This window comes from Corynebacterium sp. LK28, assembly GCF_014335105.1.
Taxonomy (GTDB): domain Bacteria; phylum Actinomycetota; class Actinomycetes; order Mycobacteriales; family Mycobacteriaceae; genus Corynebacterium; species Corynebacterium macclintockiae.
Map to the genome: position 1 here is coordinate 144,899 of NZ_PDGZ01000001.1, position 17,901 is coordinate 162,799.

Annotated in this window: 13 protein-coding genes and 1 pseudogene; 7 read left to right on the plus strand and 7 right to left on the minus strand. The window is 58.9% G+C overall.

What is annotated here, in order from left to right:
* Positions 1-18 precede the first annotated feature (18 nt).
* Positions 19-654 (plus strand): DUF421 domain-containing protein, encoded by a 636-nt coding sequence (locus CRD15_RS00660; protein WP_187401663.1) that lies wholly within the window; start codon positions 19-21, stop codon positions 652-654.
* On the opposite strand, the gene CRD15_RS00665 is transcribed toward CRD15_RS00660, so the two are convergent.
* The 4 genes from CRD15_RS00665 to CRD15_RS10190 form a co-directional block, all read right to left on the minus strand.
* Positions 651-2,783, minus strand: coding sequence for a YhgE/Pip domain-containing protein (locus tag CRD15_RS00665; protein ID WP_187401664.1), 2,133 nt, complete (start codon positions 2,781-2,783; stop codon positions 651-653). The genes CRD15_RS00660 and CRD15_RS00665 overlap by 4 nt on opposite strands.
* Positions 2,783-3,520, minus strand: a complete 738-nt coding sequence (locus CRD15_RS00670; protein WP_187401665.1) for an ATP-binding cassette domain-containing protein — start codon at positions 3,518-3,520, stop codon at positions 2,783-2,785. Before CRD15_RS00670 ends, CRD15_RS00665 begins: the two co-directional genes overlap by 1 nt.
* 143 nt (positions 3,521-3,663) lie before the next feature.
* A complete protein-coding gene (locus CRD15_RS10185; protein ID WP_370546758.1) occupies positions 3,664-4,230 on the minus strand; it encodes an MFS transporter in 567 nt (188 codons plus the stop codon).
* 99 nt (positions 4,231-4,329) lie between these two features.
* Positions 4,330-5,238 carry an MFS transporter gene (locus tag CRD15_RS10190; RefSeq protein ID WP_370546759.1) on the minus strand — a complete coding sequence of 303 codons (909 nt, stop codon included), beginning with the start codon at positions 5,236-5,238 and terminating at the stop codon, positions 4,330-4,332.
* 237 nt (positions 5,239-5,475) lie between these two features.
* Here CRD15_RS10190 and CRD15_RS00680 point away from each other — a divergent pair, with 237 nt between their 5' ends.
* Entirely contained in the window at positions 5,476-7,404 is a 1,929-nt protein-coding gene (locus CRD15_RS00680; RefSeq protein ID WP_034966185.1) for a hypothetical protein, read from the plus strand.
* A 47-nt stretch (positions 7,405-7,451) separates the two neighbouring features.
* Here the strand turns inward: CRD15_RS00680 and CRD15_RS00685 are convergent, their stop codons facing one another.
* Positions 7,452-7,823: a carboxymuconolactone decarboxylase family protein gene (locus tag CRD15_RS00685; protein ID WP_034966182.1), complete on the minus strand. Its 372-nt coding sequence runs from the start codon at positions 7,821-7,823 to the stop codon at positions 7,452-7,454.
* Positions 7,824-8,103: 280 nt separating this feature from the next.
* Here CRD15_RS00685 and CRD15_RS00690 point away from each other — a divergent pair, with 280 nt between their 5' ends.
* The 5 genes and pseudogenes from CRD15_RS00690 to CRD15_RS00710 all read left to right on the plus strand — a co-directional run bounded on the left by CRD15_RS00690 (position 8,104) and on the right by CRD15_RS00710 (position 15,391).
* Positions 8,104-9,576, plus strand: coding sequence for a DUF3375 domain-containing protein (locus CRD15_RS00690; protein WP_237744180.1), 1,473 nt, complete (start codon positions 8,104-8,106; stop codon positions 9,574-9,576).
* Positions 9,577-10,164: a DUF4194 domain-containing protein gene (locus CRD15_RS00695; protein ID WP_034966179.1), complete on the plus strand. Its 588-nt coding sequence runs from the start codon at positions 9,577-9,579 to the stop codon at positions 10,162-10,164.
* Positions 10,161-13,511 carry an ATP-binding protein gene (locus CRD15_RS00700; protein ID WP_034972717.1) on the plus strand — a complete coding sequence of 1,117 codons (3,351 nt, stop codon included), beginning with the start codon at positions 10,161-10,163 and terminating at the stop codon, positions 13,509-13,511. Before CRD15_RS00695 ends, CRD15_RS00700 begins: the two co-directional genes overlap by 4 nt.
* A complete protein-coding gene (locus tag CRD15_RS00705) occupies positions 13,498-14,613 on the plus strand; it encodes a DUF3322 domain-containing protein (RefSeq protein ID WP_187401666.1) in 1,116 nt (371 codons plus the stop codon). The genes CRD15_RS00700 and CRD15_RS00705 overlap by 14 nt, the downstream gene beginning before the upstream one ends.
* A gap of 123 nt (positions 14,614-14,736) precedes the next feature.
* Positions 14,737-15,391: pseudogene (locus CRD15_RS00710) on the plus strand (VIT family protein).
* Between the two features lie 140 nt (positions 15,392-15,531).
* Here CRD15_RS00710 and CRD15_RS00715 read toward each other — a convergent pair.
* Together CRD15_RS00715 and glnA are read right to left on the minus strand one after the other, a co-directional pair.
* Positions 15,532-16,083, minus strand: coding sequence for a hypothetical protein (locus CRD15_RS00715; RefSeq protein ID WP_187401667.1), 552 nt, complete (start codon positions 16,081-16,083; stop codon positions 15,532-15,534).
* A 268-nt stretch (positions 16,084-16,351) separates the two neighbouring features.
* Positions 16,352-17,788 carry a type I glutamate--ammonia ligase gene (glnA, locus tag CRD15_RS00720; protein ID WP_034972047.1) on the minus strand — a complete coding sequence of 479 codons (1,437 nt, stop codon included), beginning with the start codon at positions 17,786-17,788 and terminating at the stop codon, positions 16,352-16,354.
* Positions 17,789-17,901: the final 113 nt, after the last annotated feature.

Genomic DNA, 17,901 nt, shown 5'->3' on the forward strand with positions numbered 1-17,901 from the left:
AGCGTAGAATGGGTATTCATGTTTGGCGGCATCTACGGATCACTCACGACGGCTGCGATTAGCGCTGCGGATTTCACCCCGCCGCAGGGTTGGGGGCCGGTGCTTAAAGAACAGCTAGGCATCGACCTGTGGCGCATTCCGATTGTGATGGTCGCCGCCGTCGGCATCTATCTGACGTTCCTGGTGGCGGTCCGTCTTTTCGGACAGCGGATCTTAAGCAGTCTCGGCGGCTTCGATGCAGTGGTTATTTTCATGTTCGGCGCGGTCGCCGGCCGTTCCGTCATTGGCCACCCGCCGTCGCTGGCTGCGGGCGTGATCGGCCTGCTTACTTTGATGTGTATGGAGGCGCTGTTCGGCGCCGTGCAGGATGTGGTGGGGCTCCACCGGACCATCAACCCGCAGCCAACGGTTCTGATCGCGCACGGCGAGATCATCGAGTCCGCCCTGCAGCGCTATCACATCAATGATGTCGCCATTGCCACTGCGATGCGCAAGGCCGGCGTGCGCGACCTCAGCGAGGTCGCCTGCATGGTGCTGGAATCCAATGGTTCGATCTCTACGCTGCGGGTGGGGGAGCAGATCGACCCTTCGATCTTGTTGGGTGTACAGGGAGCCGAGAGGGTAGTGACGCCCCCTCGTCCCAACGACCTTTAAGCGTTCAGCACGGGGTGCAGCCGCTTCATGGTCCACATTTGCTGGCTGCGCGCCGATAGCGTGGTGACCAGGAAGCATCCGAGGCCAACGAGGCACAGCACTCCCACTGCGATCGGCAGGCGTTCGTCGTAGAAGCCGTAGATCAGCTGCCTGAAGCCGTTGACCGCGTATGTCATCGGGTCGAACGGATGCAGGAATTGGAAGAACTTGTTTTGTGTCTCGACGGGGTACAAGCCTCCCGAGGCGAGGATCATCAGCATGAGCATCGCCAGGGCGGTCACGCGTCCAGGCCCGGGGCCGAGGAAGGCGATGAGCATTTGGTTCATGAGCATCCACACCAGCGCCACGAGCGCTGCGAACAGGAATAGCCCCGGGACGTTCGCGGTATCCATGCCGACACCCCAGATGGTGACAGCCACCACGACTGCTGCCTGCAGGATGGCGATGATGCCTGTCGGCAGGAAGCCGGACAGGGCGGCGCGCCAGGAGTGCATGCCGGAGTTCACGGTGCGGGCCTGCAGTGGCTTGATCATGACGTAGACCATGATGCCGCCGATGAACAGCGACATGCTGAAGAAGAACGGCGCCATGCCTGCACCGAAGGTGTGCGTGCCGGAGTCGTTATCGGCCTTCATCTGTACCGGCCCGCCGATGGTGCTGGAGGCTGCCAGGCGCTGGCCTTCGTCCCACTGCGGAACCTTCTTGGACCCCTCGGAAAGCTTGTCGCGCAGTTCGGTGGCACCGTTGTTCAGCTTGGCGGTGCCGTCCTTGGCCTTGGCGGTGCCGTCCTTCAGTTTGTCTGCGCCGTCCTTGAGCTTGGTGTTGCCGTCGTCCAGCTTGATCACGCCGTTCTTCAGCTTCGTCGCGCCAGCCGAGGCCTCGCCCAGCTTGTCGTCCAGCTTGTGCGCGCCGTTGTTGATCTTGTTCACGCCGTCCTGCAGTTGCTTGAACTGTGCGGGGAGCCCGGAAAGTTCGCCCACGCCCTTGCGCAGCGGGGCGTTCGGGTCGTTGAGCTGGTAGGACAGCTGGGCGCTGCCGTCAGCCAGGCGCTTCAGATCGGTCGCGTTCTGCGACTTCGGGCCGATGCCCTGCGTCTCCAGGGCGAGGGCCACCTTGTCTAGCTCGTTCGCGGCCGTAATGGCGGCGGGCATGCCACTGCCACGCAGGTTGCGGGAGATGTCGCGCAGGTTCCTTGCGTGGTCGCCCTGTGCCTTGGTGACTCCACCGAGTTTGGTGTTGAGCTGTTGCACGCCGTCGTTGAGGCGGCTCGCTCCGTCGCCAAGTTTATCGACGCCACCTTCCAGCTGGTTGAGCTTTCCAGCCTGACCGTTGATCTTTTCCGCCGCGGCGTTTACCTTGTCGGACAGTTCGGTGGTGCCGTCGGACAGCGTGCCGGCGCCCTGGTGCAGTTTGGCGATGCCGTCGTCGAGTTCGACGGCGCCATTTCGCAGCTTGCCGGAGCCGTCCTTGGCGGTGGCCAGGCCGTTGGCGAGCTTTTCTGCGCCATCGTTCAGTTGGACGGAGCCGTCTTTGAGTTGGGCGGTGCCGTCGGCGAGCTTGCCGGCGCCGATGGCGGCGCGCTGCATGCCGCTGCCCGCGTCGACGATGCCGAGCAGGACTTTATCCACGGCCTCTGCACTGATTTTGTCGCCGACGACGTTCAGCACCTCACGCATGACGTTTTGGCCGATCATGGTGGAGAGGTAGCCGTTGGCATCGTTGTATGTGCTGATGAGGTTGGCCTTTTCCGGCTTCCCGGAGGTAGGCGAGGCCACTGCGTCGGAGAAGTTCTCCGGCAGTTCCAAGGAGAAGTAGTATTCGCCGGATTCCACGCCCCGACGGGCATCCTCGGAATCGGTTTCGATCCAGCTGATCTGGTCGTTTTCCTTCAAGCCTTCGATGACCATGTCGCCGGCGCGGAGCTCCTTGCCGTCGACACTCGTGCCCTTGTCACTGTTAACAAGGGCAACGGGCAGGGCGTTCAGGTTGCCGAATGGGTTCCAGAATGCCCAGAGGTACAAGGCGGAGTACAGCAGCGGCATGAGCACAAGGATGACCAGCGCGGCGCGGGTCAGCCGGTTGCGCTTGAAGCTGCGGATCTCGCTGTTGAGTTTAAAACCGGCGAGCATTAGTTGTTCTCCTTTGGCTCTGCGATGTCGGTGTATTCGCGCAGTCCGGTATGAATCGGGTGCGCGTGGTTAGCGTAGGCGTCAATTTCAATAACCGTGGTGGGCTCGACCGGACCGACGATAGGGTTCGACGAGTTAACGACCACAGGAATATCCATCGACAAGCGCTCGAGTACCTGCAGTAGGATCGCGCGCTCGTCGTTTTCGTGCACCTGCTCAATGTCGTCCATGATCAGCAGGTGGACTGGCTTGTTGTCGGCGGGCGACAGGGCCAGGCTGATGCGTAGCATGATCTTGTCGAGGTTATCCAGCTGGGAGATGTAGGCATCCAGCGGGGGAAGATCGCGTTCGCCGTAGACCTGGGAGCAGATACGCTGTAGGTCTTCTGCGGTGGCCTTGCGCATCGGCATGAGCCAGGGCTTCGACCAGGACAGGGATTCGGTGAGGATGTCTTGGACCGTGACGGAACGCTCCAACAGGTCGATTTGCTCTACGCCGGCGATGGCGACGCGGGAGCGGATCTGCTTGGGCTTGGTTTCACCGAGAACATTGAGGGTGCCACCGGTGGGCTTCATGCGCCCAGAAAGAACCAGAGCCAAGGCGGTACGGCCAGAGCCGCCCTTGCCGAGCAGGTTGGTTAGCCCCTGGTTGGGGATAGAAAAGGAGAGAGGGCCAAATACTTGGCCCTCGTCACCTTTGAGCTCGAGATCCTGGGCTTCTACTGCGAGGGAAGTCATGGCTTTACCTGATTTCTGTAGGGAGGGAAGCACGGTCTATTTCAACAGACACCCTGCGTATTTTTGTAGACTTTGACGATTTCGTCAATTTTGGCCCTGGCGTGGCGAAACGGCGCTGCAATGTACGGAAATCTACGGGGAAGCTAGCCGGAAGCTGCTACAGCGCTACGGGCGCGCAACCGATTGTCGTAGAGCGCGATGACGAGGGCGACGGCGACGAGCGAGCCGATGGTGCCGAAGCCGATGGCGGTGCCGAGGGGCCAGTTGATGGCGCGGGAGCTGGCGAAGACGATCGCGGTGATCAGCGCCAGCCCCATGGCGGTGCCGATGCGCTGGGCAGTTTGCAGGACCGCGCCGGAGCTGCCCGCGTAGTTGAGAGGAACGTCCGCGAGCGTGAGGGTTTGGTTCGGACCGATGACCGTGCCCTGGCCGGTGCCGACTAGGAATAGGGTGATTACCATCCACCACTCCGACAGGCCGGTAGCGTGGTGTAGCACAAGGGTGAGGATGGTTAGCGCAATGCCGGTCAGTGCCACGGTGATGCCGTCGATGACGACTCGACGGCCCCGGTCGGCGACCCGCTTGCCGGCCCAGTTGGCGGCGAAAGAGCTGCTAATCGCGGCGGGAATGCCGACACTACCGGCGACGAGCGCGCTGTAGCCCAGGCCGTTTTGGAAGTACAGGGCCACAAGCACCCAGATGCTGGTCATGCCCATGAAGTACACTCCCGCACCAGCATGGTGCCCAGGCGGAAGCTGGGGAAGCGGAAGATCTGCATGTCCACCATCGGGTCGAAGGGCTTGGTTGTTTTAACGTGCCGCTCCCAGGCCAGCCACCCGGCCAGAAGGGCGACGGCGATGGGGGAGAGGCAGGAAGGTGCGGGCATTGCCGGAGGATTCCACGAACGGGAAGAGGAAGGCCAGGACGGCCAAGCCAAGCAGGAGGGATCCGAAGGGGTCGAGGCTGCGCACTGCGCGGATGACGCCCACGTTACGGCCGGTGGCGGGATCCTCAACCCGGCCCATCAGCGGGCGCGGGAACCACAGGAGTGCGAGGACGAAAGCGAGAAGGCCGAAGGGAACGTTGACCAGGAATGTCCAGCGCCAGCCGTGCTCCGGGCCACCGACGCGAATGAGGAAACCACCAAGGACGGGACCAATGGCCACGGCCACGCCCACGACGGTGCCGAACCAGCCGAAGGCCCGGCCGCGTTCCTTGCCGCGGAAGAACTGCTGGATCATACCCACTGCTTGTGGGTTGAGCATGCCCGCGCCCACGCCTTGGATGAAGCGGGTGATGTTCAGGGCTTCCGCGGTGGGGGCGAAGCCAGCGGTGATGGCGGCCAGGGTGTAGACGCTTAAGCCGATGAGGTACATTCCGCCCCGGCCGAGCAGGTCGCCGACGCGGCCAGCGGCGACGAGTACCACGCCGAAGGTCAGCGTGCAGCCAGAGAGCGCCCACTGGATGTCCGATTCGGTGGCGCCCAGCCCCTGCTGGATGGAGGGCAGGGCGACGTTGATGATGGACACGCTGATCAGCGACATGAAGATCGTCGTGAGGATGACGCCCAGAACTTTCCAGCGGCGCGGATCCTCACCCGGGGGATAGGTACCGGGTGAGTGGACCGTGGCCTCCGTCGCGCCGGGGCGGGGGTTGTCTGTGCCCTGGCGCGGGGTGCCCGGCTGTGAGTTTGCGGCGTGCGGGTCCTGGTCAGCCACGGTGGTGCGTGCCCCTCCTTCGGATCGCCTGTGTGTAGTTCTGCACGCTGGCGCGCGCAGTCTCGCGCAGTTGCGCGGCTATATGAGCTGGCGCGCGAGATTCCCTTTAGTGAAGCATAGCGCCACTAAGGGTGCCCTTATTCCAGTGGGTGGGGATGGTTTCAAAGTGGATAGGCTTCTGAAGTGCTGTTGTAGCCTGGGGCGTAGGTGGTTCGAAGATCACGGAGGCTTTCTGTTATGGGGATAAACGACGAGTTCACCGAAGCGAACAATGCTCGGAATTCCAACTGGTATCAAATCCAGGGAGCGGAGTTCCATCTTCCGGAGGGTTATGTCTGCGGCTCTCAGCCGGAGTGGCGCCTTGCGCATTTCGCGGTGGTTCTTCCAGTGCCTGAATTACCGGAGGCTTTCGATTGGCCCGAGGCTTGGGTGCCCGGTCGTTTTCGCGGGATTAAGAAGATTGAGTTCGCAGAACGGGATGAGGAAGGAGACTTCGTTCGCCAGTTCTGGGGTAATAAAGTTGATTACAAATATGTACCCCGCGTTTTCCATAAGAGTGCTGGGTCGTACTTCCGTGAGCCCCTAGCCAGTTCTATGGGGGCGAGTGCGGTTGATGCTGTACCGACGTCTGGTGGGGATCCCGCGGAGTGGATCTCGGATGCATCTACTAATCCTGCCAAAGTCGTCGCACATCGCCTCGTGTTTGAGCCCGACCTTACGACGGAGGGCTTTACGACGGAGGGCAAGCAGCGGGCACCAAAAATGGAGACATATCCGCTGCGTTTCGCTTTGGACGACACTGGACACCCCTATGCGACCTTGAAGTTTGTATGTGCCGAGTACCTGCAGTATTCCGGGCCATGCCTTTATGACCTAGAAAGCGGCGAACCTAGTAACCTCGAACAGAATTTTCTCGTCGTCCATGCTGTCGCGGAAAATTGCTCTGGAAAAGCGCTGGAGGAAGCTACTGCGTCGTTGACTAAGCCACGAGAAAAAATGACCCTGATTGCGGAGGGAGGCAACGGAGCGGCGAGACAAAGAGAGCTACTTGAAGAACTCACTGGCTCACCACTGACTAACAACAAGGCTAGTGTTTGCCTATTGGAGGCTGCCGTGAAAGTTGTGGAAAAGCAGCTATTCGTTGGCTCGGAAACTCACATTCCGTGGGATCTCAACAAGGGCGGATACTTCAAAAAAACCCGTAGGGGTACAAAAGCGAAACGCGGTCGACAGTCTCCCAAACCTTATTGCGTAACGATGGCTATCCCGGGCCGTACAGACATTGCCCTACCAACTCCCATCGCGGATGCATCTGAGGAGTCGGGGGAGAACTGGATGCTCCATGACCAATGGGCATGGTACTTTGCTTCTCGTTTCGACCGGTACACAACAGAAATCCCGTATTTTCGTGATGGCTCTATAAACAGAAGCCTCGTGTCTCGCTATCGTGATTGGACTATTCACTCCTGCGAGGAGGGTTTGGCAGTAGTGCGCCGGGCACCGCTGGAAAACTCACAAAATAATTTCTTTATGCTGGCTGGGACTCGCTTTGTAGATCTGGCTATTTTAGTGCTTAGAGCAGATAACTATCTGGGGTGTATTAGTGAACAGCTTCGACAATTATCTTTCGGCCCGGAAGCTCTCAATGTCTTGGAAAGCTCCGGCTCTGAGGGCAATGCTGGAACCCTCGAGAAGATAAGGGGCGCGGACCAAAAGCTACAGGGCAGTCTCCGGAAGTTCGCAAAGATACAAGCGGAACTAGTCTATGTGCGCGATCACCTCTGGTACGAGCGAGTCCCCGGACGCGACGTAGCGACCACCATTCTGCAGCATATGTTGGAAAAGACAGGTGCGCGGGGAGACTTTGATGACATCGTCGGCGAACTTGAGATACGTGAGAACGTCTACACAACCCAGTACAACTTCGCACGTATCAGACTTGATGGCATCGAGGCAGACGCTCATAAGCGTAAACAAGAGCGGCGCGACGAACGCAATGAATTAATCGCGTTAGCAGCCGCAGTTCTGGCAGTCCCAAGCCTTTTTGCGCTTCTGCCCGCTGTTGGGCAGTGGTGGGTTTTCATTGTTTGCCTCGTGGCCATTGTTGTTATATCCGCGGTGACGTATTTCTCGCGCCGTCAACGGAGAAAGAAACAGTCGGGTTGATCTCGACTGCCAAGCGCTAATAAGCGGCCAGGCCTACCCCGGCAGCATTAGCTCTCGAGGGTGGCCTTTATGCAGCGCATCGCGGCTAAAGTCTTCGGCACGCCGACGTAAGGCATGAGGTGCACGAAGCATTCGGCCACCTCCTCTGGGCTCATGCCTGCGACGTCCACAGCGGTCTTGATGTGGCCGGTGAGTTGCGGCTCTACGCCACCCATCGGAGCCAGGGCAGCCATGTTCAGCATCTGACGGTCGCGGAGAGTAATGCCATCGCGCTGGTAGGTTCCGCCGAAGACGGCCTCGACAACCCAGTCGGAAGCGCTGGGTGCGAACTCGTCGAGCTGCTTCTTCCACGCAGCGGCGGATTCTGGGGTTTGGGTCTCGCGGACGAATTCTTCGCCCTTGTCGCGGTTCAGTTCCATGGGGGCATGCCTTTCTCTTTGGATCCACGCTCCGGTTAGGCCCGGCTGGCGATGTAGCCAGACACGTGCACCAGGAGCGAGGTGGGTTGCCCCGAGGTTAGCCCAAGTTTTCGCACCAGGGCGCGGGGGAGCACTGGGCTCACCGGTGCACTCGCCTAAAGCCTTCGTTGTACAGCAGTGCCAATCTGAGGGCGTGCGCATGAGCATCGAACACTACTGTTGGCGACGAGATGTTCGATAATTTTGAATCCTTGTCTGCAGCGCTTGTTAGATTGAGCACATGAATCGGACTACTGTGGTGGCAGATGCGTTGGCGATGATCCGCCTTGCGGACTCGGTACCTGCTTGGGCGATGCTTCGTGCCCATAACGCCCCAGCTGTTCTCTCTGTCTTAAGTGCTGTCTTCCAAGCAGGTAATCGCCAGATCGCCGGATCCGAGCTCACCCTCGCAGTGGAGTCCTTGCTGATCGATATTCGGGAACAGACCAATATGGAGCTGCCCAAGTCAGCCGTGGCTTATATCAATGACTGGGTGAAACTCGGATACCTCACGAGGCGCAGTCCACAGGGTTCGAGGGAAGAGTTTTACGAGCTCACCACGGACGCGCACGTTGCTATCGACTATGTCCAGCAGTTGATCAGTCCTCAGCGGGTGGTGACCAAATCCCGCCTCGGAACCCTATTCAATAGTCTCCAAGATCTTGCCGCTGAAACAGATCCCGACGAAGCGAGAGCGATTAGTCGCCTGGAAGCTCAGCGAGATCAGATTCAAGACCGTATCGACAACATCCGCATGAACGGTGTCGGCGTGATTTCCGACGAAGAGGCAGTGGAGAGGGCAAGGGAAATCCTGGCTCTGGCGAGGGATTTGCCCACCGACTTCTCCCGCGTTCGGGAGGAGGTTGAAAATGTCGATCACGAACTTCGAGAATCGCTCGTCGAAGGGCAGCTCAACGCTGGTGAGGTACTGGACAATGTCTTCCGCGGTGTAGATCTGATCGCAGAATCAGAAGCGGGACGGGCATTCAACTCCTTTTATGAGCTTTTCCTTGACCCAGAGCAATCAAAGCAACTCGATGCCGTGATGGATTCAGTGCAATCGCGGGACTTCATGGAGCAGCTCGGCTCGGAAGAGCGGAGCGAGATCGCGCAGTTGGTAGACATGCTCGATTCCTCTTCGGGACAGGTGCATACTTCGCTCACGGGCTTATCGCGGTCGCTAAGGCGCTTCGTGCAGTCCCGAGAAGCAGAATCGCAGCAGGCCCTCACGCGGGCAATCAATCAGGCGCAGCAGCAAGCGCTCGAGCTCGCAAAGCGCGGGATCGCGCCTTACGAGAAGAGCGGCTACGAGCTCGAGCTGACGACGCGGCAACCGACGTCGCTTTCCAGTTGGGAATTACACAACCCGAAGGAATACCGCATCGAGCGGTCAATGGAAGTCAACGAGTCAGGCGAGATCGACTTCGAACAGATGCGTCGGCGTATCCGGGAATCAGAAATTGACTGGCAGGAACTGCGCGACGCAATCAACGATGTGCTCGGTAAAAAGGAGCAAGCATCGATTCGGGAAGTTTTGGAAGAGCACCCTGCCACCCAGGGGCTAGCGAGTGTGGTGGGGCTCATCAAACTTGCGCATGACTACGGCGAAAGATCCGATGGTACGGAAGTCCTGCAGTGGGAGAGACCAAGCGGGAAAAGGTATCAAGGGCGGTATGAGCGTTTCGAATTTCGGAGGAAGGTTGGGCGCATCTAAATGGAAAACAAACTGTATGACGGCGACACCGGAACCCTGACAGGTTTGCAGCGTCGTGCCCTGGCGGAACTCATCCGCGGCCCATACGTGTCGAGTGTGAAATCGCCAGATGTGTTTGCTGCGATATCCAACTCACGTGAGATTCTTGCCCAACAGCTGGATAATCTCTTCCTCACTCTCATTCTCGACGAGCACGCAGGGGTTGCCTACACAAAGGCGTGGGAAGCGGATATCCCTGAAAAGCGTGCGCTGCTACGCAAACAGTCGTTGACTTTTATGGACACGGTGGTGATTCTCCACCTGCGCCGTGAGCTGGTGACGACGAGCCCCAACGAGCGAACCATCGTGGATGAGGGTGAGGTTTTTGAGGCGACCCTGCCGTATCAAGGCCACGCCGGCACGGACAAGTCCACGCAGCGTAAGCGTTTTACTGCAGCGTGGAACAAGCTGAAGAGTTACTCGATTATTGCCAGCACCCCGACCGAGGGGCGTTTCGAGGTGTCCCCGGTGCTGCGCATCATCTTTTCCAGCGAAGAAATCGCCGCTGTCACCGAGTCTTTCCGAGCTCTCCTGGAGGAAGAACAATGACGACGACTCTGCCTGGCCAATTCCGGCTTTCCCAAATCCAGGTTTATAACTGGGGAACATTCGACAATCTTCACTGTGCCGAGGTGCCGCGGGAGGGCTTCCTCATCACAGGCCCTTCAGGTTCCGGTAAGTCGACGCTGATTGATGCGATCTCGACGATTCTTGTTCCGCCCGGCAAGATTCGTTTCAACGCTGCGGCTGATAACCAAGCACACTCCGGCCGTAACTTGGTTACCTACTGCCGCGGTGCCTGGCGCCGCGAGCACTCGATCGAGGCAGACGAACTTACGCAGTCCTACCTTCGAACAGGTGCGACGTGGACGGGCGTCGCTCTACGCTATAGCGACGGGGCAGGGGAGACCGTAACCGCGTGCCGGTTGATGTTTTTGCCCGCTAACGCCTATTCGCGCCAGGAAATCACGGATCTTTACATTTTGCTCCCTCGGGCCGCCGACCTGACAGAATTTGAGGATCTGGCACAGAAGAACTTGCCGGTTAGTGAGGCGAAGAAGACATACAGCGATGCCCTGCACGTCAGTCGAAATCATCCGAAGTTCAGTTTGGCGCTGCGCCGAGCGGTGGGGATCGCCGATGCCGGTGCTTTGGACCTGCTGAACCGAACGCAATCGGCTAAAACGCTCGGCGATCTTAATCACTTGATGCGTACCTTCATGCTGCCCGAACCAGAGACCTTCGAGATCGCGGAGCAAGCAGCGGAGAACTTCACAGACCTCCGAACGGCGTACGAGTCGGTGGTGAAAACTCGTGAGCAGGTCGAGCAATTGGCACCGGTGCGCGTGGCAGCAGAGAAGCGTGCAGGGGTCGAAAACAGGCTGACCACGGTAAAGGAAGACCGAGAAGGCGTCGAAACCTTCGTCGACGAGTGGCGGCAGCGTTTCGCCGAACAGGAGCGGGATCAGTGGACCTCCGAGATTAAAACAGTCAGTGCGAAGATTGAAGAAGCCACCGGGGTTCGAGATGCACACCGGGCGCAAGCAGATCAGCTGCGCACGTTGATTCATGGAGCGCAGGATTCAGCCTTGGTTTCTGCACAGGCTCGGCGTGACCGTTTGCAGGACCGGCTGGAGCGAGTGACCAAAGAGGAAGAGGCATTCGATTCCCGGCTCAAATCCATTGGGGCTGCAAAGCCCGGCAGTGTCGAGGAATTCACCAACCTTGTGCTGCAGTTGCGTGAAGAGCGGAAGCGGTTGAGTGCTGCATATGAAACAGAAGACGTAAAGCTGGGTCAGGCGCACGTGCGCGTTTACGAGCTGGGCGAGAACAAGGATAAGTTGATCGTGGAGCTTGAGGCTTTGCGTAAGTACGAATCGGCCATGGATAACCGGTTGCTCCGGGCGCGAGCCTTGATTGCAGAGAAGTCTGGGGTGCGGGAGTCTGACCTTCCATTCATTGCAGACCTCGTGAGTATGAAGCCTGGTGAAGACCATTGGCAAGGAACCGCAGAGCGAGTGATGGGCGGATTTGCCCGGCGGATCCTCGTCCCAGATGAGCACTATGACCAGGTTTCTTCAGCTATCGATGACACCTACCTCGGTGCGAAAGTGAGCTACACCAGGTTCACTCGGGATCTGGAAGAGCAGCGCCCGTCCCGTTTTGTACCGAACTCACTGGGGCTGAAAATCAACGTAAAATCCGGGCGGTATCACGACTGGATCCAGACCCAACTTTCTACGAAGTTCGATTACTTATGCTGCAGCTCTGTGGAAGAGTTTCGTGCTGCCCGGCGGGCGGTGACTGCAAAGGGGCAGGTGAAACATAACCGCAACGACCACATTAAGGATGATCGCCGCCGAATCGATGACCGTTCGAACTGGGTGCTCTGGGGCAATCTCGCTGACAAAATCGATGCCCTTCAAACAGCGGTGCGTGACATCGTTGCGAAACTTGAAGACGCTGAACGCCGACGCAAGGCCATCGCGGCTGGCCAGGAGAAAAGGCGTGCCCAAATAGCCACGATCGAGCGGCTATTGGAGACGGAACGTTTTCAGGATATCGATGTGTCATCGGTGACCCAGGAGCTTGCAGAAGCCCAGCGAGTCGTTGATGAACTCACTGATGGAAACGCGGAGCTGGCTGAACTGAAAGCGAAGTTGAAGGGCGTTGAAGCTACTCTCGACAAAGTTGAGGAGCAGGTCATGGCGCAGCGCAACCAGCTTAGTGTCTCCAAAGTTCGCCTGGAGCAGGCAGAAGAAACGCTTGAGAAGATTCGGAATCGCCGAGGTGGGAAGACCGTCTCTGAGGACGTTGCGACCCGTCTGACAGAACGTTGCACGGCTATTGACCGCACTATTCGGCCCGATAACATCGATGCGCTCAACAATCGGCTCATTCGTGGTATCGAAGATCAGCTTGCAGACCTCAATGCGCACTTCACCAAATATTGTGGTGATCTGGTCAACGCAATGAACCTCTACTTGGTGCGCTGGCCTGATCGGGCGGGTGACCTCAAGGCGGATATGGAGTGGGAGCAGGACTTTCTTCGGGAACTGGGCAGGCTTGAAGCAGACGACTTGCCCCGTTTTGAACAGCGTTTCCGGGACATGCTGCAAGACGAAACCCACAAGCATCTGGGTCGGCTGCGCCGTTTAATCCGTGACGCGACAGCGAAGACTCGCAGCTCGATCCAAATGATTAATGATTCACTTGCGGAAGTCGAGTTCTATCCGGGTGCTTACCTGACGATCGAGGTGAGGGAGGCACAGCCCGCGATCGCCCGCAATTTCGTTGAACTTCTGGATTCCGCACTGGCAGGGATTATCAATGAAGCTGATCAGGAGGAGAGCGAGCACCGATTCCATAAGCTGCAGGCGGTGATCGACGCAGTGACGGTCTCGGACGGTACGACAACTCGTGATCGCCAGTTGCGTCTGGATACGAGGCAACACGTGAAGTTCCTGGGAGTGGAATACAGCGAGGATGGAACGCGCGGTGCGGTCTATGACTCGTCGGAAGGACTCTCGGGCGGTCAAGCTCAAAAGCTGTCCTCCTTCTGCTTGGCTGCAGCCTTGCGTTACCGGCTGACTGGGATGGGCTTGCCAGCCGCACAAGAAAAGAAATCCATTGTCCGGGTGGGGGAGGATATCTACCCGCGATTTGGCACCATTGTTCTGGATGAGGCTTTTGACCGTGCGGATACGGAGTTCACTCGGGCTGCAATGGAGGCGTTTCGCCGCTTTGGTTTTCACATGATTCTGGCCACGCCCGAGAAGCTGCTGCAGACTGTGCAGGACTACATCGGGGGTGTGCTGATGGTGGAATGCCCAGACCGGAAGCGATCGCGAACGAGTTCTCTGACGATCGAGGAGGTCCAGGATGAAGACTCCTGATCAAGTGCGCCAACGCGCTGCGGTCTTTTATTCACGTAACCACCGCAGCTGGTTGGCCGGGGAATTCAAGATGCTGACCATCAACCTGGATCCGCCGACTGGAAGGTCGGCAGAGCGTGATGACGGCGCTGCCGTGAGAGCCTGGGTGGCACAGTGGAACCGCAGTTCAATTGCCGTCGAGTGGGAGGATAAAAAGCTCAGCTATTTGGGGACTTATTCGCTGCCTCGGCGAGTTGTTCTCGCGGACGCGGATACTGCGGCTCGGGTGGCCGGAAAACTCGATCATTGGCAACGCCTCCGCACGGTCTTGGACCGTTTTTGCACGGAATTGGGGGAGAGCGTTCGACCTGAGCTCATCAGGCACCTTTCTGCGTGGGACGACTGGAATGATACGACTGTGGAGCAGTTCATCGCTGTTGTCCGGTGGGTTCACGAACACGAGGTCAGCGCCTTTTATATTCGCGAACTGCCAATTTTTGGCGTCGATAGCAAATGGTTCGAGGCGCACAGGGTGGTCGTTGAAGCGGTGGTCGGGCCACTGAACTTCAAGCCGAAGCCCCAGTTGGTGGAGGTTCGCAGCCTTGACCCGGCACTGGGGATTGGCGGTTTGCGGCACTTGGCAAGTCCGGTGGCAGAACTTCGTGAGATCCCGGGGGCGCGAGTTCTTATTGTTGAAAATCATCAGAGTTTCCTTGCCTTGCCAGACTTGCCCGCGACGATCGCGATCTTCGGTGGTGGATTGAACGCTGCCAGGATCGTCCAGCAGATGCCATCGCTAGAGGCGAAGGAAGTTCTTTATTGGGGAGATCTAGATTCGCATGGTTTCTATATCCTGGAACTCGTCAGGCGATACGTGCCTCATGCGCGATCTGTTCTCATGGACCTGGATACGGTCCGTGACCACGTTGATCTTGCGGTGGAAGAACCGCAACCTAGCCGGTTCGAGCCTGAGCTGTTGAGCTACGGGGAGCGCTTGTCATTGGACTATCTCCGGGGGCGTTCTGCGGGCGGGTGCTTGCGCGTTGAGCAGGAAAGAATCTTGTTTGACTATGCGCAGCAGCAGCTGCGTCGGGCAGTGAGTTCCAGTGGGACTGGTGCATAGCAGCGGCAGTAGACCCGGAGCTTGTGAATCAGTCGGCTAATATTCCGCTCATGAGGAAAACCACCCTTTTCCACTGTTCCCGGCGCTCACCAGGAGCTTCACGACGCCGGTGATGCAGCGAAGATGAACTCCCTGCGCGCCGGAGTTTTGGGCGCCAACGACGGCATTGTTTCCGTTGCTGCCCTGCTTATCGGCGTGATTGCCACCGGCGCGGGAGATAAGGCCATCTTGATGACAGGCCTGGCTGCCACCATTGCAGGCGGGGTGTCCATGGCTTTGGGGAGTTTGTGTCCGTGTCCGCCCAGCGGGACTCCGAGCAGTTCTTGGTGGCCAAGGAGAGGCAGGAGTTGCGGGAGGCTCCGGACGAGGAGCTGGAGGAACTCGCGGGGATTCTTTCCTGCTACGGCATTAACAGGGATACAGCTCTCGAGGCTGCACGGGAAATCCATAAGGAGGATGCCCTGCGCGCCCACTTGCAGCTGGAATTGGGTATTGACCAAAACGAGCTGACCAGTGCGTGGGCGGCAGCGTTCTTCTCTGCGCTATCTTTCTTGGCCGGTGCAGCCCTGCCGATGGCTTCGGTGTTCCTGGCGCCGACGGGCACGCAGGCATGGGGGTCACCGCAGTGACGATTTTCTCGCTGGCGCTGACGGGGCTGATTTCGGCGAAGATCGCCGGCACGAGCGTGGGGCGTTCAATGGTTCGCCTGGTTATCGGTGGCGGCCTGGGCCTGGCGCTCACGTACGGTGCTGGCGCGCTGTTCGGTGGAGTGGCTTAAGAGCCGCAACTTCGACGAGGCATCGGCCCCAGTGCGGGGGCGTGCCGGACACTGAGTGAGGTCAGTCACGGGGCATAACCGGAGGAAATTTGGCGCCGCGTCGATTCCGAGAGGCCACTGGAGGGCGGCGCTGTGCCGAGCTAGTTCTGTCCCGCCCGCTGAGCCTTCAGCCGCAGATTCGCACAGACCTGGGGAGCGTTGTACTCGCCCGAGTTACAGCGAGCCAGCAGTTGCGTCTCACCACTGGTTAAGTTCGGCGCCCCATTAGGAGCAGTACCGTAGCCACAGCGGTAGGCGGGGCAGTCGGGGCTTGCTCCCTGATTACCCATCGGTGGTTGCTTTTGCGCTGGAGAAGTGGCTCTGGGTTGATTAGCTGGAGCCTGCTGCTCTGGCTGCGTGTTCTCTTCGGCAGCAGGGCTACTCTGCTGTGTGGGTTCCGGCGTGCTGGTGATCGTGGTGGTCGGGGGCGGTGTGTCCTCGGGAGCACTGGTGACCGTGGTGGTCTCTGGTTCTGAGCTCTCGGACTCGCCAGAAGGAGCGCTGGTGACAGTAGTGGCGGACGGTTCAGCGGGTGTGTCTTCACCGCCGCAAGCGGTGAGGCCGAAAGCGCTGATGAGGCTGAGGGCGAAAACTGGAGCGAGGAGTGTGCGACGACGAGTGGTGATCACGTGGTGCCTTTCGTTGAGTGACAAGCACAGTCTAAAGTCACACCCACCACTTCTCATCTTGATTTTCAGTTCGACGCAATCGGTCCCTCGCCGAGTCTTTCAAGACAACCGGTTCTGTTAAGCAGGGGAGAGGGCGAGTGAATAACATCCCTCGAGCGACATCCACGAGGTGGCGTCATAAAAAACAAAAACGGTGACAACCTGCCAGTTAGCAGGTCATCACCGCTTACCTTGCACCACCGGCCAAAGAACAGACGGCGGCGTCAAACAGCTAGAGCAGCTAAAGCAGCCCTTAGCAGTCGTAGTACATCTCGAATTCCTGCGGCGTTGGGCGCAGGCGAACAGGTGCGATCTCGTTGTCGTACTTGTAGGCGATGTAGGTGTCGATCAGGTCGTCGGTGAACACGCCGCCCTCGGTCAGGAACTCGTTGTCCTCCTCTAGAGCCTTCAGGGAAGCCTCCAGGCTGGTCGGAGCCTGCGGGATGTCCTTGGCCTCCTCCGGCGGCAGCTCGTACAGGTCCTTGTCGACCGGAGCGTGCGGCTCGATGCGGTTCTTCACACCATCCAGTCCAGCCAGCATCATCGCGGCGAAGCCGAAGTACGGGTTACCGCTCGGGTCCGGAGCGCGGAACTCAATGCGCTTCGCCTTCGCGTTGGAGCCCGTGATCGGGATGCGCACGGCAGCGGAGCGGTTACGCTGCGAGTACACCAGGTTGATGGGAGCCTCGAAGCCCGGAACCAGACGGTGGTAGGAGTTCAGCGTCGGGTTCGTGAAGGCCAGCACAGCGCCAGCGTGCTTCAGGATGCCACCGATGTAGTAGCGGGCGATGTCGGACAGGCCGGCGTAACCGGACTCGTCGTAGAACAGCGGCTCGCCGTCCTTCCACAGCGACTGGTGGGCGTGCATGCCCGAACCGTTGTCGCCAGCCAGTGGCTTCGGCATGAAGGTCGCGGACTTGCCGGCCTGCCAAGCGGTGTTCTTGATGATGTACTTGAAGGACTGCAGGTCATCCGCAGCGTGCAGCAGGGTGTTGAACTGGTAGTTGATCTCCTGCTGGCCACCGGTGCCGACCTCGTGGTGCGCGCGCTCCAGCTTGAAGCCAGCGTTCGCCAGGTTACGGGCCATGTCGTCGCGCAGATCCTGGTAGTGGTCGTACGGAGCGACAGGGAAGTAGCCACCCTTCATGCGGGTCTTGTAGCCCAGGTTCGGGGTGCCATCCGGGTTAACCTCTGCGCCGCGGTTCCACCAGCCCTCGACGGAATCCAGCTCGTAGAAAGCACGGTTAGTGTCTGCCTCGTAACGCACGGAATCGAAGAGGTAGAACTCCGCCTCGGCGCCGAAGAAGCAGGTATCTGCAATGCCCGTGGAGGCCAGGTACTGCTCCGCCTTGCGGGCAACGTTGCGCGGGTCGCGGGAAAACGGCTCGCGGGTAAAAGGATCGTGGACGAAGAACTTAACGTTCAGCGTCTTAGCCTTGCGGAACGGATCGATCCTGGCGGTGTTCAGGTCCGGCAGCAGGTTCATGTCAGACTCTTCAATCGTGGTGAAACCACGGATGGACGAACCGTCGAAGGCTAGGCCTTCTTCCATCGCGTCCTCGTCGAATTCCGAAGCAGGGATGGTGAAGTGCTGCTCTACACCGGGCACATCGGTGAAGCGAACGTCTACGAACTCGACGTCGTTATCCTTGATGTACTTTGCGACTTCTTCTGCGGTCTTGAATGGCACTGTAATCTTCTTCCGTTCCTTGCAGTGGGAATCTCAAACTGTTGCGACAACATATAAAAGCAACACAATCGATCCTACGCATAAAAGCCCCGGCCTCAGGCAAACTTTAACGA